This window comes from Paraburkholderia sp. BR14374, from assembly GCF_040948685.1.
Lineage (GTDB): Bacteria > Pseudomonadota > Gammaproteobacteria > Burkholderiales > Burkholderiaceae > Paraburkholderia > Paraburkholderia youngii.
This window is the reverse complement of record NZ_JBFPKF010000009.1, coordinates 141620-159403: the sequence shown is the minus strand read 5'-3', so window position 1 is coordinate 159403 and position 17784 is coordinate 141620. Positions and strand designations below refer to the sequence as shown.

General features: G+C 63.0%; 20 protein-coding genes. All 20 read left to right on the top strand.

Annotation, left to right across the window (positions count from 1 at the left end):
• Positions 1-6 precede the first annotated feature (6 nt).
• Positions 7-954, top strand: coding sequence for a pseudouridine-5'-phosphate glycosidase (locus AB3X86_RS22145; RefSeq protein WP_368597645.1), 948 nt, complete (start codon positions 7-9; stop codon positions 952-954).
• Positions 955-1002: 48 nt separating this feature from the next.
• Positions 1003-1365 (top strand): hypothetical protein, encoded by a 363-nt coding sequence (locus AB3X86_RS22140; protein ID WP_368597644.1) that lies wholly within the window; start codon positions 1003-1005, stop codon positions 1363-1365.
• On the top strand, positions 1263-1640 hold the full coding sequence (locus AB3X86_RS22135; RefSeq protein ID WP_368597643.1) for a pyridoxal-dependent decarboxylase: 378 nt from the start codon (positions 1263-1265) through the stop codon (positions 1638-1640). The genes AB3X86_RS22140 and AB3X86_RS22135 overlap by 103 nt, the downstream gene beginning before the upstream one ends.
• The gene (locus AB3X86_RS22130; RefSeq protein ID WP_368597642.1) at positions 1637-2047 is read left to right on the top strand and encodes a BON domain-containing protein; all 411 of its coding nucleotides are present in this window, start codon (positions 1637-1639) and stop codon (positions 2045-2047) included. The genes AB3X86_RS22135 and AB3X86_RS22130 overlap by 4 nt, the downstream gene beginning before the upstream one ends.
• Positions 2048-2500: 453 nt before the next feature.
• On the top strand, positions 2501-2923 hold the full coding sequence (locus AB3X86_RS22125) for a hypothetical protein (RefSeq protein WP_368597641.1): 423 nt from the start codon (positions 2501-2503) through the stop codon (positions 2921-2923).
• 39 nt (positions 2924-2962) lie between these two features.
• Positions 2963-3673, top strand: coding sequence for a M35 family metallo-endopeptidase (locus tag AB3X86_RS22120; protein WP_368597640.1), 711 nt, complete (start codon positions 2963-2965; stop codon positions 3671-3673).
• Positions 3670-4176, top strand: coding sequence for a hypothetical protein (locus AB3X86_RS22115; RefSeq protein ID WP_368597639.1), 507 nt, complete (start codon positions 3670-3672; stop codon positions 4174-4176). The genes AB3X86_RS22120 and AB3X86_RS22115 overlap by 4 nt, the downstream gene beginning before the upstream one ends.
• A 238-nt stretch (positions 4177-4414) precedes the next feature.
• Entirely contained in the window at positions 4415-4615 is a 201-nt protein-coding gene (locus tag AB3X86_RS22110; RefSeq protein WP_368597638.1) for a M35 family metallo-endopeptidase, read from the top strand.
• On the top strand, positions 4612-5106 hold the full coding sequence (locus AB3X86_RS22105) for a hypothetical protein (RefSeq protein WP_368597637.1): 495 nt from the start codon (positions 4612-4614) through the stop codon (positions 5104-5106). The genes AB3X86_RS22110 and AB3X86_RS22105 overlap by 4 nt, the downstream gene beginning before the upstream one ends.
• A gap of 734 nt (positions 5107-5840) precedes the next feature.
• Positions 5841-6104, top strand: a complete 264-nt coding sequence (locus tag AB3X86_RS22100) for a hypothetical protein (protein WP_368597636.1) — start codon at positions 5841-5843, stop codon at positions 6102-6104.
• Complete coding sequence (locus tag AB3X86_RS22095) at positions 6094-6915, top strand: DeoR/GlpR family DNA-binding transcription regulator (RefSeq protein ID WP_368597635.1); 822 nt, start codon at positions 6094-6096, stop codon at positions 6913-6915. Before AB3X86_RS22100 ends, AB3X86_RS22095 begins: the two co-directional genes overlap by 11 nt.
• 1 nt (position 6916) lies before the next feature.
• Positions 6917-7768 carry an EamA family transporter gene (locus tag AB3X86_RS22090; RefSeq protein WP_368597634.1) on the top strand — a complete coding sequence of 284 codons (852 nt, stop codon included), beginning with the start codon at positions 6917-6919 and terminating at the stop codon, positions 7766-7768.
• Between the two features lie 281 nt (positions 7769-8049).
• Positions 8050-9207: a 2-aminoethylphosphonate--pyruvate transaminase gene (locus tag AB3X86_RS22085; protein ID WP_184227735.1), complete on the top strand. Its 1158-nt coding sequence runs from the start codon at positions 8050-8052 to the stop codon at positions 9205-9207.
• A gap of 11 nt (positions 9208-9218) precedes the next feature.
• Complete coding sequence (gene phnA, locus AB3X86_RS22080; protein ID WP_368597633.1) at positions 9219-10490, top strand: phosphonoacetate hydrolase; 1272 nt, start codon at positions 9219-9221, stop codon at positions 10488-10490.
• An 80-nt stretch (positions 10491-10570) separates the two neighbouring features.
• A complete protein-coding gene (gene phnY, locus AB3X86_RS22075) occupies positions 10571-12019 on the top strand; it encodes a phosphonoacetaldehyde dehydrogenase (protein WP_368597632.1) in 1449 nt (482 codons plus the stop codon).
• Between the two features lie 61 nt (positions 12020-12080).
• A complete protein-coding gene (locus AB3X86_RS22070) occupies positions 12081-13112 on the top strand; it encodes a 2-aminoethylphosphonate ABC transporter substrate-binding protein (protein WP_176383923.1) in 1032 nt (343 codons plus the stop codon).
• A gap of 22 nt (positions 13113-13134) precedes the next feature.
• Positions 13135-14310: an ABC transporter ATP-binding protein gene (locus AB3X86_RS22065; protein WP_368597631.1), complete on the top strand. Its 1176-nt coding sequence runs from the start codon at positions 13135-13137 to the stop codon at positions 14308-14310.
• Positions 14303-15187 (top strand): 2-aminoethylphosphonate ABC transporter permease subunit, encoded by an 885-nt coding sequence (locus AB3X86_RS22060; protein ID WP_368597630.1) that lies wholly within the window; start codon positions 14303-14305, stop codon positions 15185-15187. Before AB3X86_RS22065 ends, AB3X86_RS22060 begins: the two co-directional genes overlap by 8 nt.
• On the top strand, positions 15171-15971 hold the full coding sequence (locus AB3X86_RS22055; RefSeq protein ID WP_176123549.1) for an ABC transporter permease subunit: 801 nt from the start codon (positions 15171-15173) through the stop codon (positions 15969-15971). Before AB3X86_RS22060 ends, AB3X86_RS22055 begins: the two co-directional genes overlap by 17 nt.
• 165 nt (positions 15972-16136) lie before the next feature.
• Positions 16137-17774 carry a Na/Pi cotransporter family protein gene (locus tag AB3X86_RS22050; protein WP_368597629.1) on the top strand — a complete coding sequence of 546 codons (1638 nt, stop codon included), beginning with the start codon at positions 16137-16139 and terminating at the stop codon, positions 17772-17774.
• The last annotated feature ends 10 nt before the right edge of the window (positions 17775-17784 follow it).

Below are 17784 nucleotides of genomic sequence, written 5' to 3'. Positions count from 1 at the left end.
ATCGACATGGCTGCCAACCTTGCACGCTCCTGGTTGACCTGGAGCGCGCCTGCGGCCGCTGCGCAGGCCGCCGGTCGCCCGCTCGTGGCGCTGGAATCGACCATCATCGCGCATGGCATGCCCTACCCCGAGAACGTTCGCACCGCGCGCGAAGTGGAGGCGTTGATCCGTGACGCGGGCGCCGAGCCGGCGACGATCGCGCTGATTGGCGGCCGAATCCACATCGGCCTTTCGGATGACGAACTGGAAATGATCGGCCGTTCCGACCACGTGCATAAGGTCAGCCGCCGTGACCTGCCGGCGGTGCTGGCGGGCGGCGGCCTGGGCGCCACGACCGTGGCTGGCACGATGATCTGCGCGGCGTTGGCCGGCATCGAGGTCTTCGTCACCGGCGGCATTGGAGGCGTACACCGAGGCGCCCAAGACACCTTCGACATCTCGGCGGACCTGCAGGAACTGGCGAAGACCTCGGTCGCGGTGATCTGCGCCGGTGCGAAGTCCATCCTGGACATCGGGCTCACCCTGGAATACCTGGAAACCCACGGCGTGCCGGTGCTCAGTTGCGAACAAGACAATTTTGCGGCGTTCTACACGCGTGACAGCGGCTTTCGCGCGGACTTCAGGCTGGACGACGCGGCGGAGCAGGCACGTTTCATCCGCACCAAGTGGGACCTCGGCCTCGAAGGCGGTGTGGTGTTGAGCACGCCAGTGCCGGAAGCGGCAGCGATGCCGTCCGAAGAGATCGACGCGCTGACTCGCCAGGCGCTCGACGAGGCCGCTGCGCAAGGAATCACCGGTAAGGCCGTCACCCCGTTCCTGCTGGCGCGCATCAAGGCGTTGACAGGCGGGCGCAGCCTGGCGACCAACATCGCGCTCGTAAAACACAATGCCGAGGTCGGCGCAAGGCTGGCGCTGGCGTTGGCACGCTCGAAGCGCGGGTCGGGCGCGGCGTAACCGCGTGCTATCTTTGACGGATTCGAGACCTTCCGGTCAGGAGGGCTCGTGGACGTCGCCGTATGGCTGCACAGCCTCGGAATGGAGCGGTATGAACCGGTGTTTCGCGAAAACGCCATCTATCACGAGCTTGGCGACAATTCGATGCCCTATCCACTGGGCAACATACATCCTCGCTTCTGGTCCTGGTATATGGGCGCAAGCAACTTCACCGGGGCACTGGGAGACTTCCTGGCGGCCATTCTGCGTACTAACCTGGGTGGCGGCAATCATGCGGCGGCTTTGATGGATCGGCAGGTCGTCGGCTGGTGCCGCTCGCCCTCGATCCTCACAAGTGGTTGCACGCCCCGTTCGAGGTCGGCTGCGCGCTCGTTCGCGACGCCGCTGCGCATCGAGGCGCATTCGCGCTGACTCCGGAATATCTGCAACCCACACCGCGTGGAATCGCTTCGGCTCCCTGGTCATACGAGTATGGATTGCAGACGTCCAGCGGTTTCCGCCCGCTCAAAGTCTGGACGGTTCTGAAACAGCATGGCGTCGAGAAGTTCGGCCGTCTGATCGATCAAAACATCGCGCAGGGTCGCTACCTCAGTGTTGGTATGCTTAACGCTATGAACGGCGGAGCCGCGCCCCATCTTTCTGTCTTGAACCGCAAGGTCGACGGAACCCAACGGAGGGCAGCATGAATAAAAGCAATGCGAGCAGAATAATCGGCGCAACCTTAGTCGCGGCCATCGCGAGTGCCTCGGTCTATGCGAATGGGCAACCAGGTCTCAGCGCGACGACCGACGTTGTCGCACAAAAGGTGGCAGCCTCGAGCTCACCGCCTCGACCCAAGTCGGATACTTCGATAGTTCGCGACGTTCGCCGTGCCCTCAGGCGCGTACCCGATATGGATGATTCAAAGATTCATATCAGGGCGAGCCACGGCGTCGTTACGCTCACCGGGACGGTGCCGGAAAGCTGGCAGATCTCGCGCGCCGCCAATGCGGCGAGATCGGTGCTCGGTGTCAAGTCGGTGAGGAACAGATTGACCGTGCGAGAGAGCGACACAGCAACCATTGAGCAGCGTCCCGCGGCATCGGCCGGATAAGTAGGTGATGCTCGACAGATCGGACCGGATTGCACCTTTCGTGTGGGCCGGTCGCCTGCGTCTGCTCGCCCTACGTTGTACTCCACCCCAAACTGAATATCGAAGAGGTCTGGGTCGAAGGCCGCTCTACGCCAACGGGCTCCCCCTAGCGTCAACTGAAACCGGAGGACGTGGCAGCGATTCTCGCTGACGCTATGGAAGGCGTGAACGCGAAGCTGGCGGCGATAGACGCCTCATGGACGCAGCACTAACCATTTCGATTCCTGACGATAAAGGCGGCTTAATGCCGCCTTTTTTAATCCTGCACCGGCAGGAATATGCAATAGAAATCGAGATATCCGAAACAATCGTAAATAGTTGTCAAAACGGGCTTATCCCGAATTAAAGCGATTGATCGTGATCCGTTTCGATGATAATTCGCGAGGTATCGCCTGAAAACTCTTGAGGAGAGTAATGGAGCAACTGAAACAGCAAAGCGGTGAAACGGATTGGACAGTCGAGGAAGAATGCGATCTTCGCCGTATCACCTATTCGATCTACTCAAACTTCCCGCCGATGCCGTCGGCATGGGCCCTGAACGCCGAAACCGGCGAGTTCTTTCCGTTTGACAGGGTTCGTGAGCTGAAATCCGGCTACGCGATGGCCGAAGCGCTCGGTTACGCATGGGCGTGCAATTGTCGCGGGCGTGCCCCCAAACGGTTCAATAAGCAGTTCGAGCTAAGAGACTCCACCGGCAAGCGACAGGCGGGGGTGCGTTACAGGATTCGCGTCGGTTCGAGGGTCATCGCGAAAGGTGTCACCGATTTCCAAGGGCGTACCCAGCGCGTTTCGACAGATAACGCAAAACAGGTTTCCATCGAAGTTGCCGGGCAATAGGGGTGGAAAGCAGGTGAGTCTTCCATCACTGGTGAACACATGATGAATGAATTTTTGAAAAATGATAGCCAATATTTCAAGACCGACGAGAATGAAGAATGGACCGAGGTCGGCACAGCCATCACCAATACAACGCCTGGATCAATATCCAATGTCGTGATCAATACGACCCGTATCTGCCCCAACATGAGTAATAACGAGTTTAGAAAAGAGGTCATGCGGGCGCGCGATGCTGGTGCATCCTTAATCAAGGAGCGCATTGCTGCAGTAGCACGCTGGGACGCCAAAGAGCAAGACCGTGCCAAAATTTATTTCGCCCGCGCGGACGAAGAAATCCGAAGCACTCTGGCTGCTGGCCTGCCGCGCTTACTCGCCGCGATGCAAGAACTCGTGCCAGAAAAAATTGTGCGATGGGATAGCGAACTGAACAGGAGCCTTACATGTTCACCCAAACCGGACCACGGTGACAACGCGGCTGCTGTTTGCAAGCCCGACTCGCAGAACCGCGTTATTGCCATATATTCGAAGTTTTGTAGCTTCAAATTCGGCGCATTGTGGCGAGAATGTAAGATCAAAACGCTAATCCACGAATGTACTCACTTTACCGACACTTTTGACTCCCTTGACCGCGGGTATGCTGACACTGAAGCTGGTCTCAAGACATATGCGGAGAATCATCCCGACGAAGCGATCCGCAACGCGGACAACATCACCGGTTATATCGCAACATTCGACAGGGAAGTGACATGAGTACTATGCTAGATTTCAGCCGCCGTATTGCTGCCGTGTCCATCATATCCATGTGTCTTTATGGATCAGCTAGTGCATGCTCGATCTCAAAGGTAGCGGGACTCCAGTTACCATTCAGCACCACGGATCTTTCAAATGCAAATAGGCTGACCATTGCAGACGCAGTGATTACAGCAAGGCAATGGCCTGAAGTGCAAATTCAGGCAGTTGTAATTGCCGGCGCCTATATTAGCGAAGGCAATTTGGAACAGCTAAAAAAAGATCGTGCCGAGAACGTGAAAGCGTATTTGAAACAACTTGGTATCAGGAGTGAAAATATCATAATCGAGCCCAAGACTTTTACGGATCAAATGGTAGCAAAGCGCCCGGACGGCACATTGGACATTGAGCAGATCGTCGTGGAACTAACCCCGATCTGTAGCGGCGGCTGTGAACGACTATGCGACGGATCCGCACGTAGTGCCGACGAGCAAGGCTATCAGATAGAAATTCGCCCCGCTTAGGCGGGGGCTTTTACCTTGGGCACTTCGGCGTTGCAGATCGCGCGTCGTGTCACGCAACGACCGAACATGTCACCGATTTCCGGGGGCGTTGTGCGATTTGACAGCGAAACAAACAGGAAGCTGTCCTGTGCAGTCAGGCCAGATACGGGAGACAATCAGGCCGTAGTCTGCAAACCTGATTCGGAAAAAGCGTGTCATCGCTGTCTATTCCAAATTTTGCAGCAGTCCATTTGGTCAGTTGTGGAGCACGTGCAAGATAAAAACAATAATTCACGAATGCACTCACTTCACCGACACTTTTAATTCAGAAGACTGGGTTTACACCGATAAGGCATCGGGCGCACGGATATTCGCCGAAAATCATCCGGATCAGGCTATCCGAAACGCAGACAACATAACCGGCTATATCGCAACATTTGACGGAGTAAATCTCACATGAGTAGAAGGCTGAATTACAGGGCTGGCGCCGTGGCCGCACTGCTCGCCATCTCGCTCTGCTTTTTTGGATCAGTTCGTGCATGCACGATAGGAGAGAACGTAGCGATTGAGTTGCCCTTCAACGCTACCGCGCTTTCGACGGCGGATCGACGTGCAATTGCGGGAGCCGTAGGTGAGGCAAAGAAGTGGCCCAACGTGCAGATTCAGGCGATTGTTATGGCTGGCGCGTACATTGGTGAGCGCAATCTGGAAGAGTTGCAAGACCGCCGTGGTCAGGTTGTGAAAGCGTATTTGAGGAAGCTTGGCATCAGGAGCGAGTACATCATGATCGATCCCACAACTCTTACTGAGGGATATGTTGTGAAGCGCCCCGACGGTAGTCCGACTGTTCGCCAAATCGAAATCGAGTTGACTCCGATCTGTAAAGGTAGCTGCGCGTGGATGTGCGACGATCCCCGAGTCACGCCCCGTAGCAGAGTGATCAACCCGTAAGAACACGAACAGGCTCCCGCTTCGGCGGGACTCCGCAAAGTCGTGAGTCTTGCAGGCAAGCGGCACCACCATGACTGGGCATAGGCCACGTCCGCGCGTAGTGCCGCGAGTGAGTATCGAAATCGCGCACCCGCTTCGTCATGCGAACGTGCGCCACCCAACGGGAGATATCCGGCGAAGCAGTCTTTGTCGCCGACGAGCAGCCCGTCGAACTGCCCATGCTGTCGCGACAGACGATCACCTCTGGAGCCGGCCCGTCCATCACTGCGAGTGCCGCCGCCACGACGCTCTCAGCCGCGTTGGTCACGCTGCGGCAACCGGGCGTGTCCAGGTGCTGAATGACCGGCACACCCGAGAAGAAGCCCACCCGCGCGAAGCCACATGGATTGGGATTTCCGTGGACATCGGGCGACCTCGCTTTTTGCAAGTGTGTGGCAATGCGTGGAAAATGCTGTGGCCATGGACTGCAACAAAAAACGCAAAAAACAACATGAACCGGAAGTTGCCGGGAGGTTGCTGAGAGCGCGGACAGGTGAAGATTCGCCGCAAATCCTTGGGGTAATGGGACTTTGACGCATGTCCGGAATCCGCGAGACACCTACCCACCTCGACTTTTTCGAGCGGAGGCCGCGGGCATCGAACCGCAATAAAAATCGCGAACGGCGAGGAAACATGTGTTATTTTGTGGCACCGTGACGGCCGAAACCCGACACGCCGTAGCTCGCTGGTGCGCGATGAACGCCGACGAGATCGGCGTGCTGGTCACCGATGCGCCGCTAGATGCGCACTATGCCCAGATCTTCTCCGCGGCGCGCGTAGAGGTGCGCTATCCGGGCACCACGGCCGCGCCGATGACCGCTGCCCTCGCAGAAGAGACGGAAGGACCGGGCGAGGCAGCGCATCGATCGCCCCTGCGCGGTCTGCCCGACGCAACTTGCCAGGCAACCAGCGACGCCATCGCCGACGATGCGCACGGAGAGCCACACCATGCACGATAACCGCTCAGCGGGGCCCGTGCCCGCTTCATTGAACCCGAACCGCCGGCTCGCGATCGAGCGCATCGACTACATCGTGCAAAGCCTCGAGGCGAGCGGCTCGGTCAGCGTCGCGAACCTGTCGGCGACGCTCGGCGTGTCGCGCGAAACGATCCGCCGCGACCTGAAGATTCTCGCGGAACAGGGCCGCGCGAATCTCGTGCACGGCGGCGCGGCGAAGCGGCCCGTCGCCGAACCGTCGCTGGCAAGCCGCGAGGCGGTCAACGCGCTGGGCAAGGCGGCCATTGGTGCCGCGGCCGCGCGACTCGTCGCGGATGGCATGGTCGTGCTGATCGACTCAGGCTCGACTACGCTGGGCCTCGCCGAGGCGCTGCAGCATCATCGCGACCTGACCGTGATCACCAACAGCCTGCCGATCGCGCTGATGCTGTGCCGCGCGCCCGGCGTGAAGGTCGTCGTGCTCGGCGGCGACATCGACCCGAACGACGAAGCCGCTATCGGCGTCGAGACGATGACCGCGCTCAGCCATTTCCGCGCCGATCTCGTGTTTGTCGGCGTGGGCGGCATCTCGCCCGAAGGCGAATTCACCGACTACTCGCGGCTGGCCGCCGAGCAACGTCATCTGATGATGAAGTCGGGCAAGAAGGTTTACGTGCTCGCGGACCACAGCAAGTTTGAACAGCAGACGCCCGTGCTGATCGCGCCTGTGCCGCATATCGCCGGACTGATCGTCGACGCCGAGCCGCCCGCGGGCATCGTCCGCGCCTGCGCCGAACAACGCTGGGAAGTCATCATCGCCAATCGCCACAGCTAGCATGACGATGACACTTCCCGTGTTTTTCGCCGTGCTGTCGGCCGCGCTTTTGCATGCGGGCTGGAACGCGGTGATCAAGGTGCGCCTCGATCCTTTTCTGGCGATGACCCTGCTGTGCATCGCCTGCGGTCTGATCGCGCTGCCGTCGCTCCCGTTCACCGGATTCGCTCGGCCTGCAGCGTGGCCCTGGGTGGCGGGATCGGTCGCGCTTCATTTCGGCTACTACGTGTGTCTGAGCGAGGCATACCGTCGTGCCGACATGAGCCAGATCTACCCGATCGCGCGCGGCTCCGCGCCGCTGATCACCGCGCTCGTCTCCGTCACGATCTTGCACGAGACGATGAGCGCGGGCGCCATCGCAGGAGTCGTGCTGCTCGGCAGCGGCGTGTTGCTGCTGTCGCTGCGCGGCCGCCATCACTCCGCATCTGAAAACCGTGTCGCGCTGGGCTTCGCGCTGCTCACGGCGGTGACGATCGCGGGCTACACGGTCGTCGACGGCGTGGGCGCACGCGTCGCCGGCAATCCGAACTCCTACGCGGCGACGCTATTCGTGTTCGATGCGTTGCCGATGCTGACGCTTTGCCTGTATCGCTACGGGCCGGCCGGCATGGCGCCGATGCGGCATTTCCTGCTGCCGGGGTTCGCGGGCGGCGCGATGTCGCTCGCGGCGTACTGGATCGTGATCTGGGCGATGACCGTCGCTCCCATCGCCCTCGTTGCGGCAGTGCGCGAGACGAGCGTGGTGTTCGCCGGCATCATCGCCGTGTATGTGCTCAAGGAACCGTTCAGCCGCGTGCGAACCGCGGCCGCTACTTTGACGTTGGCTGGTCTCGCGCTGATGCGGCTGTTCTGATTCCGAGCGTGGGTTTCGGCGCTGACGGCAGGCCACTGGCGTTCTGACCGGTCACTCAACCGCCCCCGCTCATCACTCCCCTCCGGCCTCCCCATGCGGGTTTGTCCCGAGCGGAGGCCGCTTTCCCATATCCATCACGGACTTCGCCAACTTCCAGGCGGCGTTTCGCGTGTCCGACCGGAATGTGGCATTTTTTGGCATCTTGACTGTTTTTGTTGCAGCTCCTAGAGTGGGTCTCACGCACCTGCGCAGTACCCAAATCGACCCACAAGGAGACATCGATGACCGGTTCCACGTATGCATCGCCGGCTTGTTCCGAAACCGGCGATCCGCTGTTGCTGACCCCCGGACCACTGACCACGTCACGCACCGTCAAGGCCGCGATGGTTCACGACTGGGGCTCGCGCGACGCCAACTTCATCGAGATCAATCGCTCGGTGCTCGCGCGCCTTGCCGCGATCGCGAATGGCGCGCGCGATTGGGTGACGGTGCCGATGCAGGGTTCAGGCACCTTCGCCGTCGAGGCGATGCTCACCACTTTCGTGCCGCCCGGCGGCGAGGTCCTGGTGCTGATCAACGGCGCGTATGGCAAGCGCGCGAAGCGCATCCTCGAAATCGCCGGCCGCAAGGCCGTCGTGCACGAAACGGCCGAGGACACGCCGCCCGATCTCGCCGAGATCGACAAGGTGCTGGCCGCCTCGCCGTCGATCACGCATGTGTTCGCGGTCCACTGCGAGACCACCGCGGGCATTCTCAATCCGATTGCGCAGATCGGCGCGCTCGCGGCCCGCTACGGCAAGGGCTATCTGGTCGATTCGATGAGCGCGTTCGGCGCGTTGCCGCTCGACGTGCAGACGATGCATATCGATGCGGTCGCCGCGTCGTCGAACAAGTGCATCGAGGGCGTGCCCGGTCTCGGCTTCGTGATCTGCCGACGTGAAGCGCTCTCCCGCACGCAGGGCAACGCGACCACGCTCGTGCTCGATCTGCACGAGCAGTGGACCAACCTCGAAAAGACCAGCCAGTACCGCTTCACGCCGCCCACGCACGTGATCGTCGCGTTCCATCAAGCGCTGGAGGAATTCGATGCCGAAGGCGGCGTCGCGGGGCGCGGCGCGCGTTATCGCAACAACTGCCGGATTCTCGTCGAGGGCATGCGCGCGCTCGGCTTCAAGCCGCTGCTGGCTGAAGCACTGCAGGCTCCGATCATCGTGACTTTCCATATGCCCGAGGACCCGCGCTTCGAATTCCAGCGCTTCTACGACAGCCTGAAGGCGCGTGGCTATGTGATCTATCCGGGCAAGCTGACCGTCGCGGACTCGTTTCGCATCGGCTGCATCGGCCGGCTCGGCGAGCGCGAGATGCGCGCGGCGCTCGGTGCGATCAGTGAGGTGCTCGATGAAATGGGTATGAACGCGCCAGTCGCGAAAACGGCATGAAGGGGGACATCATGAGTACGCTGCAAGACACCGTGCTGAGCATCAATGGCCGCGACTATCGCTTTCCGGCGGAGCCGGTCGTGGTGATCTGCCTCGACGGTTCGGAGCCCGCCTATATCGAGCAAGCCGCGAAGGCCGGGCACGCGCCGCATCTCGCGAAGCTGCTGCGCACGGGCACGAGCCGCATCGCCCAATGCGTGATTCCGAGCTTCACGAATCCGAACAATCTGTCGATCGTGACGGGCCGTCCGCCGAAGGTGCACGGCATCGCGGGCAACTACTTCTACGACCGCGCGAGCGGCGAAGAAGTGATGATGAACGACGCCCGCTTCCTGCGCGCGCCGACGATCTTCGCCACGTTCCACGACGCCGGCGCGAAAGTCGCCGTCGTCACCGCGAAGGACAAGCTGCGCACGCTGCTCGGCAAGGGGCTCGACTTCACGAGCGGCCGCGCAATCGCCTTTTCGGCTGAAAAGGCCAACGAGGCTACCCGCGCCCAGAACGGCCTCGGCGACGTGCTCGCCTACGTCGGCAAGCCGCTGCCGGATGTGTATTCGGCCGACCTGTCCGAGTTCGTGTTCGCGGCAGGCGTCAAACTGCTCGACACGTTCCGGCCCGACCTGATGTACCTGTCGACGACGGACTACGTGCAGCACAAGGCGGCGCCGGGCTCGCCCAAGGCCAACGAGTTCTACGCGATGTTCGACCGCTACGTCGGCGCGCTCGATGCGGCAGGCTGCGTGCTGGCGATCACCGCCGATCACGGCATGAACGGCAAGCATCGCGCGGATGGCGCGCCCGACGTGCTGTACCTGCAAGACCTGTTCGACGAATGGACCGGTAAAGGCCGCTCGCGCGTGATCCTGCCCATCACCGATCCGTACGTCGCGCATCACGGGGCGCTTGGCTCTTTCGCCACCATCTATCTGCCCGAGGGGCTCGCAGCGGCTGAAGCAGCGGCGCTGCTCGAACGGCTGCGCCAGACCGAAGGCATCCAGCTCGCGCTGACGAGCGGCGAGGCCTGCGAACGCTTCGAGCTGCCGCCCGACCGTATCGGCGACGTCGTCGTGGTCGGCACACGCGCCAAGGTATTCGGCACCAGCGCCGCGCGTCACGACCTGTCGGGACTGACCGAGCCGTTGCGTTCGCACGGCGGGCTAACGGAGGAGAACGTGCCGCTGATTGTCAACCGCAAGACCGATTGGCCGGCGGACCGCGCGCTGCGCAACTTCGACATCTTCGATGTCGCGCTGAACCACGTATCGCAGTCCGCCGCGGCATAACGCGTCGCTCACAACAACCCGCGCGTCCCGCATCTCGCGGCGGCCTGCGGGCTCCACCCGATCATTGAACGAGGTATTCGATGAACGTCATGACCAAACCCGCCTTCAGGCAGGAATCGATGCGCATCGCCGGCCAACACACGAGCACCGACGAGCTGATCGAAGTCTTCAACCCGTACACGAACGAGGTCGTCGGCACCGTGCCCGCGGGTCGTCCCGAACACGTGCAACAGGCGTTCGCAAAAGCGCACGCATTCAAGCCGCGGCTCACGCGCTTCGAGCGTCAGCGCATCCTGCAGCGCACGGCCGAGATCCTGAGCGAGCGCAAGGAAGACTTCGCGCGCCTGATCACCGCGGAGTCGGGGCTGTGCTGGAAGGATGGGCTTTACGAGGCGAGCCGCGCCTACGACGTGTGGTCGTTCGCGGCGCAGCTCACGATCAAGGACGACGGCGAGGTCTATTCCTGCGATATCAGCCCGAACGGCAAGAACCGCAAGATTTTCACCACGCGCCTGCCGCTGCTCGGCGTGATTTCGGCGATCACGCCGTTCAATCATCCGCTGAACATGGTGAGCCACAAGCTGGCGCCCGCGATCGCGACCAACAACCGCGTGGTGCTCAAGCCCACCGAGCTCACGCCGCTCACCGCGCTCGCGCTTGCCGACGTGCTCTATGAAGCGGGCCTGCCGCCCGAGATGCTGAGTGTCGTCACCGGCAATCCGCGCACGATGGGCGATGCGATGATCACCGATCCGCACTGTGATCTCGTCACGTTCACAGGCTCCGTGCGGGTCGGCAAATATATCGCGCAGCACGCCGGCTATCGCCGCACGGTGCTGGAACTCGGCGGCAACGATCCACTGATCGTGATGGAGGACGCCGATCTCGACAAGGCTGCGCAGCTCGCGGTAACCGGTGCGACGAAAAATTCGGGGCAGCGCTGCACGGCGGTCAAGCGGATTCTCGTGGTGCAAAGCGTGGCCGACGCGTTCGTCGAGCGCGTGCTCGTGCATGCGAAAAAGCTCAAGTGCGGCGATCCGATGGACCCTTCCGTCGACTTGGGCACCGTCATCAACGAGGCCTCCGCGCAACTGTTCGAGCGACGCGTGGCAGACGCGCAGGCCCACGGTGCCCGGGTGCTTTACGGCGCGCCGCGCGAGGGCGCGCTGTTCCATCCGACCGTCGTCGATCACGTGCCGTACGACTGTGAGCTCGTGCGCGAAGAGACCTTCGGCCCGGTGATTCCGATCATCCGCGTGCCCGACGCGATCGAGGAAGTGATCCGGGTTTCGAACTCGACCGCATATGGCCTTTCGTCGGGTGTCTGCACGAACCGGCTCGACTACATCACGCGCTTCGTCAGGGAGCTGGAAGTCGGCACCGTGAACGTCTGGGAGGTGCCCGGCTATCGCACGGAGATGTCCCCGTTCGGCGGCATCAAGGATTCAGGCAATGGTTACAAGGAGGGCATGGTCGAGGCAATGAAGAGCTACTCGAATGTGCGGACCTGGTCGATGCCCTGGGAGTGACCGGCCGCGCGACCAAGTGAAATGCTGACCTCATCCGAACTCAACGCAAGGAAGGATGGATATGAAAACTCGTCTGATGGCTCTCGCCGCCTGCGCGCTCGCCATGGCAACGCCCCCCCTTTACGCACAGTCCGACGTCGTGACCATCTATGCCGCGGATGGTTTGCACGACGGTTCGCCGAGCTGGTTCGGCAATCAGTTCGAAGCCTTCACGAAGGCGACCGGCATCAAGGTGCAGTACATCGAGGCCGGCTCGAGCGGCGTGGTGGACCGGCTGAGCAAGGAGAAGTCGAACACCCAGGCGGACGTGCTCGTGACGCTGCCGCCCTTCATGCAGAAAGCCGCGGCTGACGGCCTGTTGCAGTCCTATTCGCCGGCGGGCGCCGACAAGATCGAGACGCGCGACAAGGACCCGAAAGGCCTGTACTACGCGATGGTCGGCAACTATCCGAGCTTCATCTACAACTCGGCGGTGCTGAAGAGCCCACCCAAGACCTACGCAGACCTGCTCGCGCCGCAGTTCAAGCAGAAGATCCAGTACTCGACGCCGGGCCAGGCTGGCGACGGCACCGCGCTGATGCTGCAGACCTTCCACGCGTTCGGTGGCAAGCCGGCCGGCTTCGATTATTTGCGCAAGCTGCAGACCAACAACCTCGGGCCTTCCGCATCGACCGGCAAGCTCACGGCGCTCGTCAACAAAGGCGAGCTCTTCGTGGCCAACGGCGATATGCAGATGAACCTCGCGCAGATGCACGACAACCCGAACGTCGCGATGTTCTTCCCGGCCGGTCCCGACGGCCGCCGCACGACCTTTGCGTTGCCCTACTACGTCGGCCTCGTGGCGAACGCGCCGCATGCCGGCAACGGCAAGAAGCTGATCGATTTCCTGTTGAGCGCGCCGGCGCAGCAGGAGGTCAGCAAGGTCGCGTACGGCTTCCCGGTGCGCACCGATGTTCATCCGTCGGACAGCAACTTCCAGACGTTAAACACGTTGCTGAAGGGCGTCGACATCTGGCAACCCGATTGGAACCAGGTGCTCCAGGAGCTGCGTCCCGACGTGGCCGCCTACAACCAGGCGATTTCCATCGACTAACCCAGCTACCGACGAGCGACTAATGGCAAACACCATGACCATGGAACGGGGGCCGCAGCGGCGCGCCTCCGCTGCGCCGACCGTCATCGCGCACGGAGCGAGCGGTATCGGTTTCGAAGGCGTGTCGGTGGCTTACGGCAGCCAGACCATTCTGGAGTCTCTGACGCTGACTGTGAAGCCCGGCGAGATCGTCGCGCTGATCGGCCCGTCCGGCTCCGGCAAGACGACCGCATTGCGCGCCGTCGCCGGCTTCGTTCAGCCGAGCGCCGGGCGTATCACCATCGGCGATCGCGACGTGACCCGGCTGCCGCCGTACGCACGCAACATCGGCATGGTGGTGCAGAACTACGCGCTGTTTCCGCATATGCGCGTCGAGGACAACGTCGCCTTCGGGCTGCGTGCCCGCGGCGCGGATGCCGAGGTGATTCGCGAACGGGTCCCCGAGTGCCTCGGCCTCGTCGGCATGGCGAAGTATGCGAAGCGCTATCCGCGCGAGCTGTCGGGCGGGCAGCAGCAGCGCGTGGCGATCGCCCGCGCGCTCGCGATCCGTCCGCAGGTGCTGCTGCTCGACGAGCCGCTGTCGGCGCTCGACGCGCAGATCCGCCGCTCGATGCTCGACGAACTCGCGAAGCTGCACCGCACGCTGCCGTCGCTCACGGTGCTATACGTGACGCACGACCAGACCGAAGCGCTGACACTCGCGAACCACATCGGCATCATGCGCGACGGCCACCTGGTCGCTTACGGCGACGCGCAAGGGCTCTATCGTCATCCGCCGAACCGCTTCGCCGCCGAGTTCCTCGGCCGCGCGAACGTGCTGCCGGCGCAGCAGCTCGAACCGATGGCCGACGGGCGCGCCCGCGTGCGCTTTCATGGTCAGCCGCTCGAAGGCTGCAACCATCACGGACTCGCGGCCGGCGCCGCCTGCTTCGTGTGCGTGCGGCCGCATCATCTGCAGTTCGTTGCGGGCGGTATTGCGCCAGGCGCCGACGGGCAACGCATGAACCAGATGACGGGGATCGTCGTGAGCGTGCAGTGGCTCGGCGAAATGCACAGCATCGTGCTCGATGTCGAAGGCGAGCTGCTGCGGCTCACCTGCGCGCCGCTCGCGGAACCGCCGGAGCCGGGCGCGGCGCTCAGCGTACGTTTCGATCCCGCGGATGTCACGCTCGTACCGGAGGCTGAACGTCATGGCTGATATCGTCATCGCGCCGCCGGCCCCCGCGCGAGCGCCCGGCGCGGGGCTGGGCCGCCTGTGGATCGCGCCGCCGCTCGCGGTGCTCGCCGCGCTGTTCTTCTACCCGTTCGGGCTGATCGTCGTGCAGGCGTTGGGCGGCGACCAGCATGTGCTGTCGTTCGCGAACTTCGAGCACGTGCTGCGCTCACGCCAGTTCCTGAGCGGGCTGTATCACACGATCGCGATCGCGGTATCGGCCTCGGCGGGATGCCTCGTGCTCGGCTTCGTGTTCTCGCTCGTAATCGCGTTCGTGCCATTTCCGGGCGCGCGTTTCGTGGGCCGGCTCATCGATACGTTCATCGCGCTGCCCACCTTCCTCGTCGCGCTCGCGTTCACCTTCGTGTACGGTTCGGCCGGACTGCTGAACCAGTCGCTGATGGAGATGTTCCATCTGCCGCTGCCGCCGCTCAACTTCCTGTACACGCAATGGGGTGTCGTGCTGTCGGAGATCACGGTCTATACGCCGTTCATCATGCGTCCGCTGCTCGCGTGCTTCTCGCAGATCGACAGTACGCAGATCGAGATGGCGGGCAGCCTTGGCGCGCGGCCGCTGCGCATCATCCGGCAGATCATCCTGCCCGCCGCGTTGCCGGCGCTGCTGGCGGGCGGCAGCCTGTGTCTGCTGTTGACCGTCAACGAGTTCGGCATCGTGCTTTTCATCGGCGCGAAAGACGTGATCACCTTGCCGCTGCTGATCTACGACAAAGCGATCCAGGAATTCGACTACACCACCGCGTGTGTGATCGCCGTCGTCAATATCGCGCTGTCGCTCGGGCTTTATGCCTGCTACCGGGCCGTCGTGTCACTTTGCGGAGGTCGCCGTGCTGCTCTGGGCTAAATGGGGTAAATGGCTGACGTGGGGCGGCACGGCGTTGCTGTTCTGCGCGGTCTACGGGCTGCCGGTCGCGATGATCGCGCTCGCCAGCATCAGCGGACAGTGGAACGGCATCCTGCCGAGCCACCTGACACTCGAACACTACGCGCGGGTGCTGCATACCGATTCGGCGAGCCAACTGCGAGTGAGCGTACTGACCGGCGTGGTTGCAAGCGTCGCGGCGCTCGTCAGCGGCACGTGGGCCGCGCTCGCGCTGCGCCGCATCAAAGGCCTGCCGCGCCGCGTGCTCGACGTGATCTTCTTCGTGCCGAGCGCGGTGCCGTCGGTTTCGATCGGGCTCGGGTTGCTGGTCGCGTTCAGCCGGCCGCCGGTGCTGCTCAACGGCACGGCGACGATCGTCTTCATCGCGCACTTCCTGCTGATCTCGGCGTTCACCTACGGCAACGTGGCGGCCGGGCTTGCGCGGGTCGCGCCCGAATACGGCGAGGTGGCCCAGAGTCTCGGCGCCCGGCCGCTCTACCAGCTCTCGCGCGTGACGCTGCCGCTCGTCGCGCCGTACCTGCTCGCATCGTTCAGCCTGAGCTTCGCGCTGTCGATGGGCGAGCTCGGTGCGACGCTGATGATCTATCCGCCGGGCTGGGTCACGCTGCCGGTGGGCATCTTCGCGCTGTCGGACCGTGGTGCGATCTTCGACGCCGCGACGCTCACGATGATCCTCGGTATCGGCACGCTCGCGGTATTGATGGGGCTCTCGCGCATCTCGAACCGCGCAATGGTGCGTGGATGACGGTGTCGCTTACCCTCAGGGAAAGAGTCGCGAGCTGACACTCACCTTCACAGCTGCGCAGATGCCGGAGGCGCCGCGCATTCTCGGGGAGGCAATCGCGGCGGGCGCTGAGCGGGCCTGAAAGATGCGCACGACAAAAAACATAAGGGGAGGTGCCGGATGATAATGATCGTGCTTCATCTCGCGGGTGGCGTCGCGCTGCTGACGTGGGGCCTTCATATGGTCGAGTCCGGCCTGATGCGCGCGTTCGGCGCGTCGCTCAAGCGCTTCATGGCGAAGAGTCTCGGCAACCGGCTGAACGCGTTCTGCGCCGGGCTCGCGATCACCGGCGCGCTGCAGAGCAGCACGGCGACCGGCATGATCGCGTCGTCGTTCGCGGCACGCGGTTTGATGCGGCCTGTTACCGGGCTCGCGATCATGCTGGGCGCGAACGTCGGCTCGACGCTGATCGTGCAGGCGTTCTCGCTCGATCTGAGCTGGATCTCGCCGGTGTGTCTGCTGGTTGGCATGACGCTCTTCGAGAAGGGCAAAGGCTCGCGCAATCGTGATCTCGGCCGCGCATCGATCGGGCTCGGCCTGATGTTGCTTGCGCTCACGCTGCTCGTCTCGACCGTGCAGCCCGCCGAGACCGCCCCTGCCCTGCGCACGGTGCTCGGCGCGCTGGCAGGCGAGCCCGTGCTGAATGCGGCGCTCGCGTGCGTGCTCACTTGGGCCGCGCATTCGAGCATTCCGGTCGTACTGTTCGTGATGTCGCTCGCCAACCTGCATGCCGTGCCGATGGACACAGCGATCGCGATGGTGCTCGGCGCGAACATCGGCAGCGCGCTCAACCCGTATTTCGAGGCCGCGAAAGGCGCCGACCGCAGCCGCCGGCGCCTGCCGGGTGGCAATCTCGTGCTGCGCGGCGGCGTGTGCCTGCTGATGCTCGCCGCGTGCTCGCCGCTCGCAACGTTGCTCCAGCAGGTCTACGGCAGCCCCGCCCGTGCAATCGCCGACTTCCACACGGGCGTGAACGTGGCGATCGCCGTGGTCTTCATCGGGCTGCTCGCCCCTGTCGCGCGCCTTCTCGAACGGCTGCTGCCGGCGCCGGGCGCCGCCGAGAACGGCGACGCGCCGCGCTACCTCGACGAAGCCGCGCTGCGGGTGCCCTCGCAGGCGCTCGCATGCGCGACCCGCGAATTGATCCGGATGGGCGATATCGTCGAAGCGATGCTGTGCGCGAGCGTGCCGGTGCTGATCGCAAACGACCGGCGCGCGGTGCACGAGATCGCGGCGCGCGACGATGCGGTGGATATGCTGCACGATGCGATCAAAAGCTACGTGACCGAGGTGACGCGCGAGTCGCTCGACGACGAAGACCGGCGCTGGGCCTCGGCGATCATGACCTCCGTGATCAACCTCGAACATATCGGCGATATCGTGGACAAGAATCTGATGGAGCTGGCGCAGAAAAAGATCAAGGCACAGGTGAGCTTTTCCGCGGAAGGCGCCGAGGACTTGCGCGCGCTGCACCAGTTGGTGATCGACAGTTTTCACCGGGCTCAGGCGCTGCTCGTGTCGGGAAGAACGCAGACCGCCGAGCAACTGCTCGAGGACAAACAGGCGCTGCGGCGTCTTGAACGCGCCGCGCGCGATGCTCATCTCGACCGCCTGCGCGAGGGCAAGCCCGACAGCATCGCGTCGAGCTCATTGCATCTCGACGTGCTGCGCGATCTCGTGCGGATTCAGTCGCACATCTGCGCGCTCGCTTATCCGCTGCTCGAGCGCGAGGCAGCTAACGATGGCGATGCGCAGGTTGCATGAGGCGAGACAC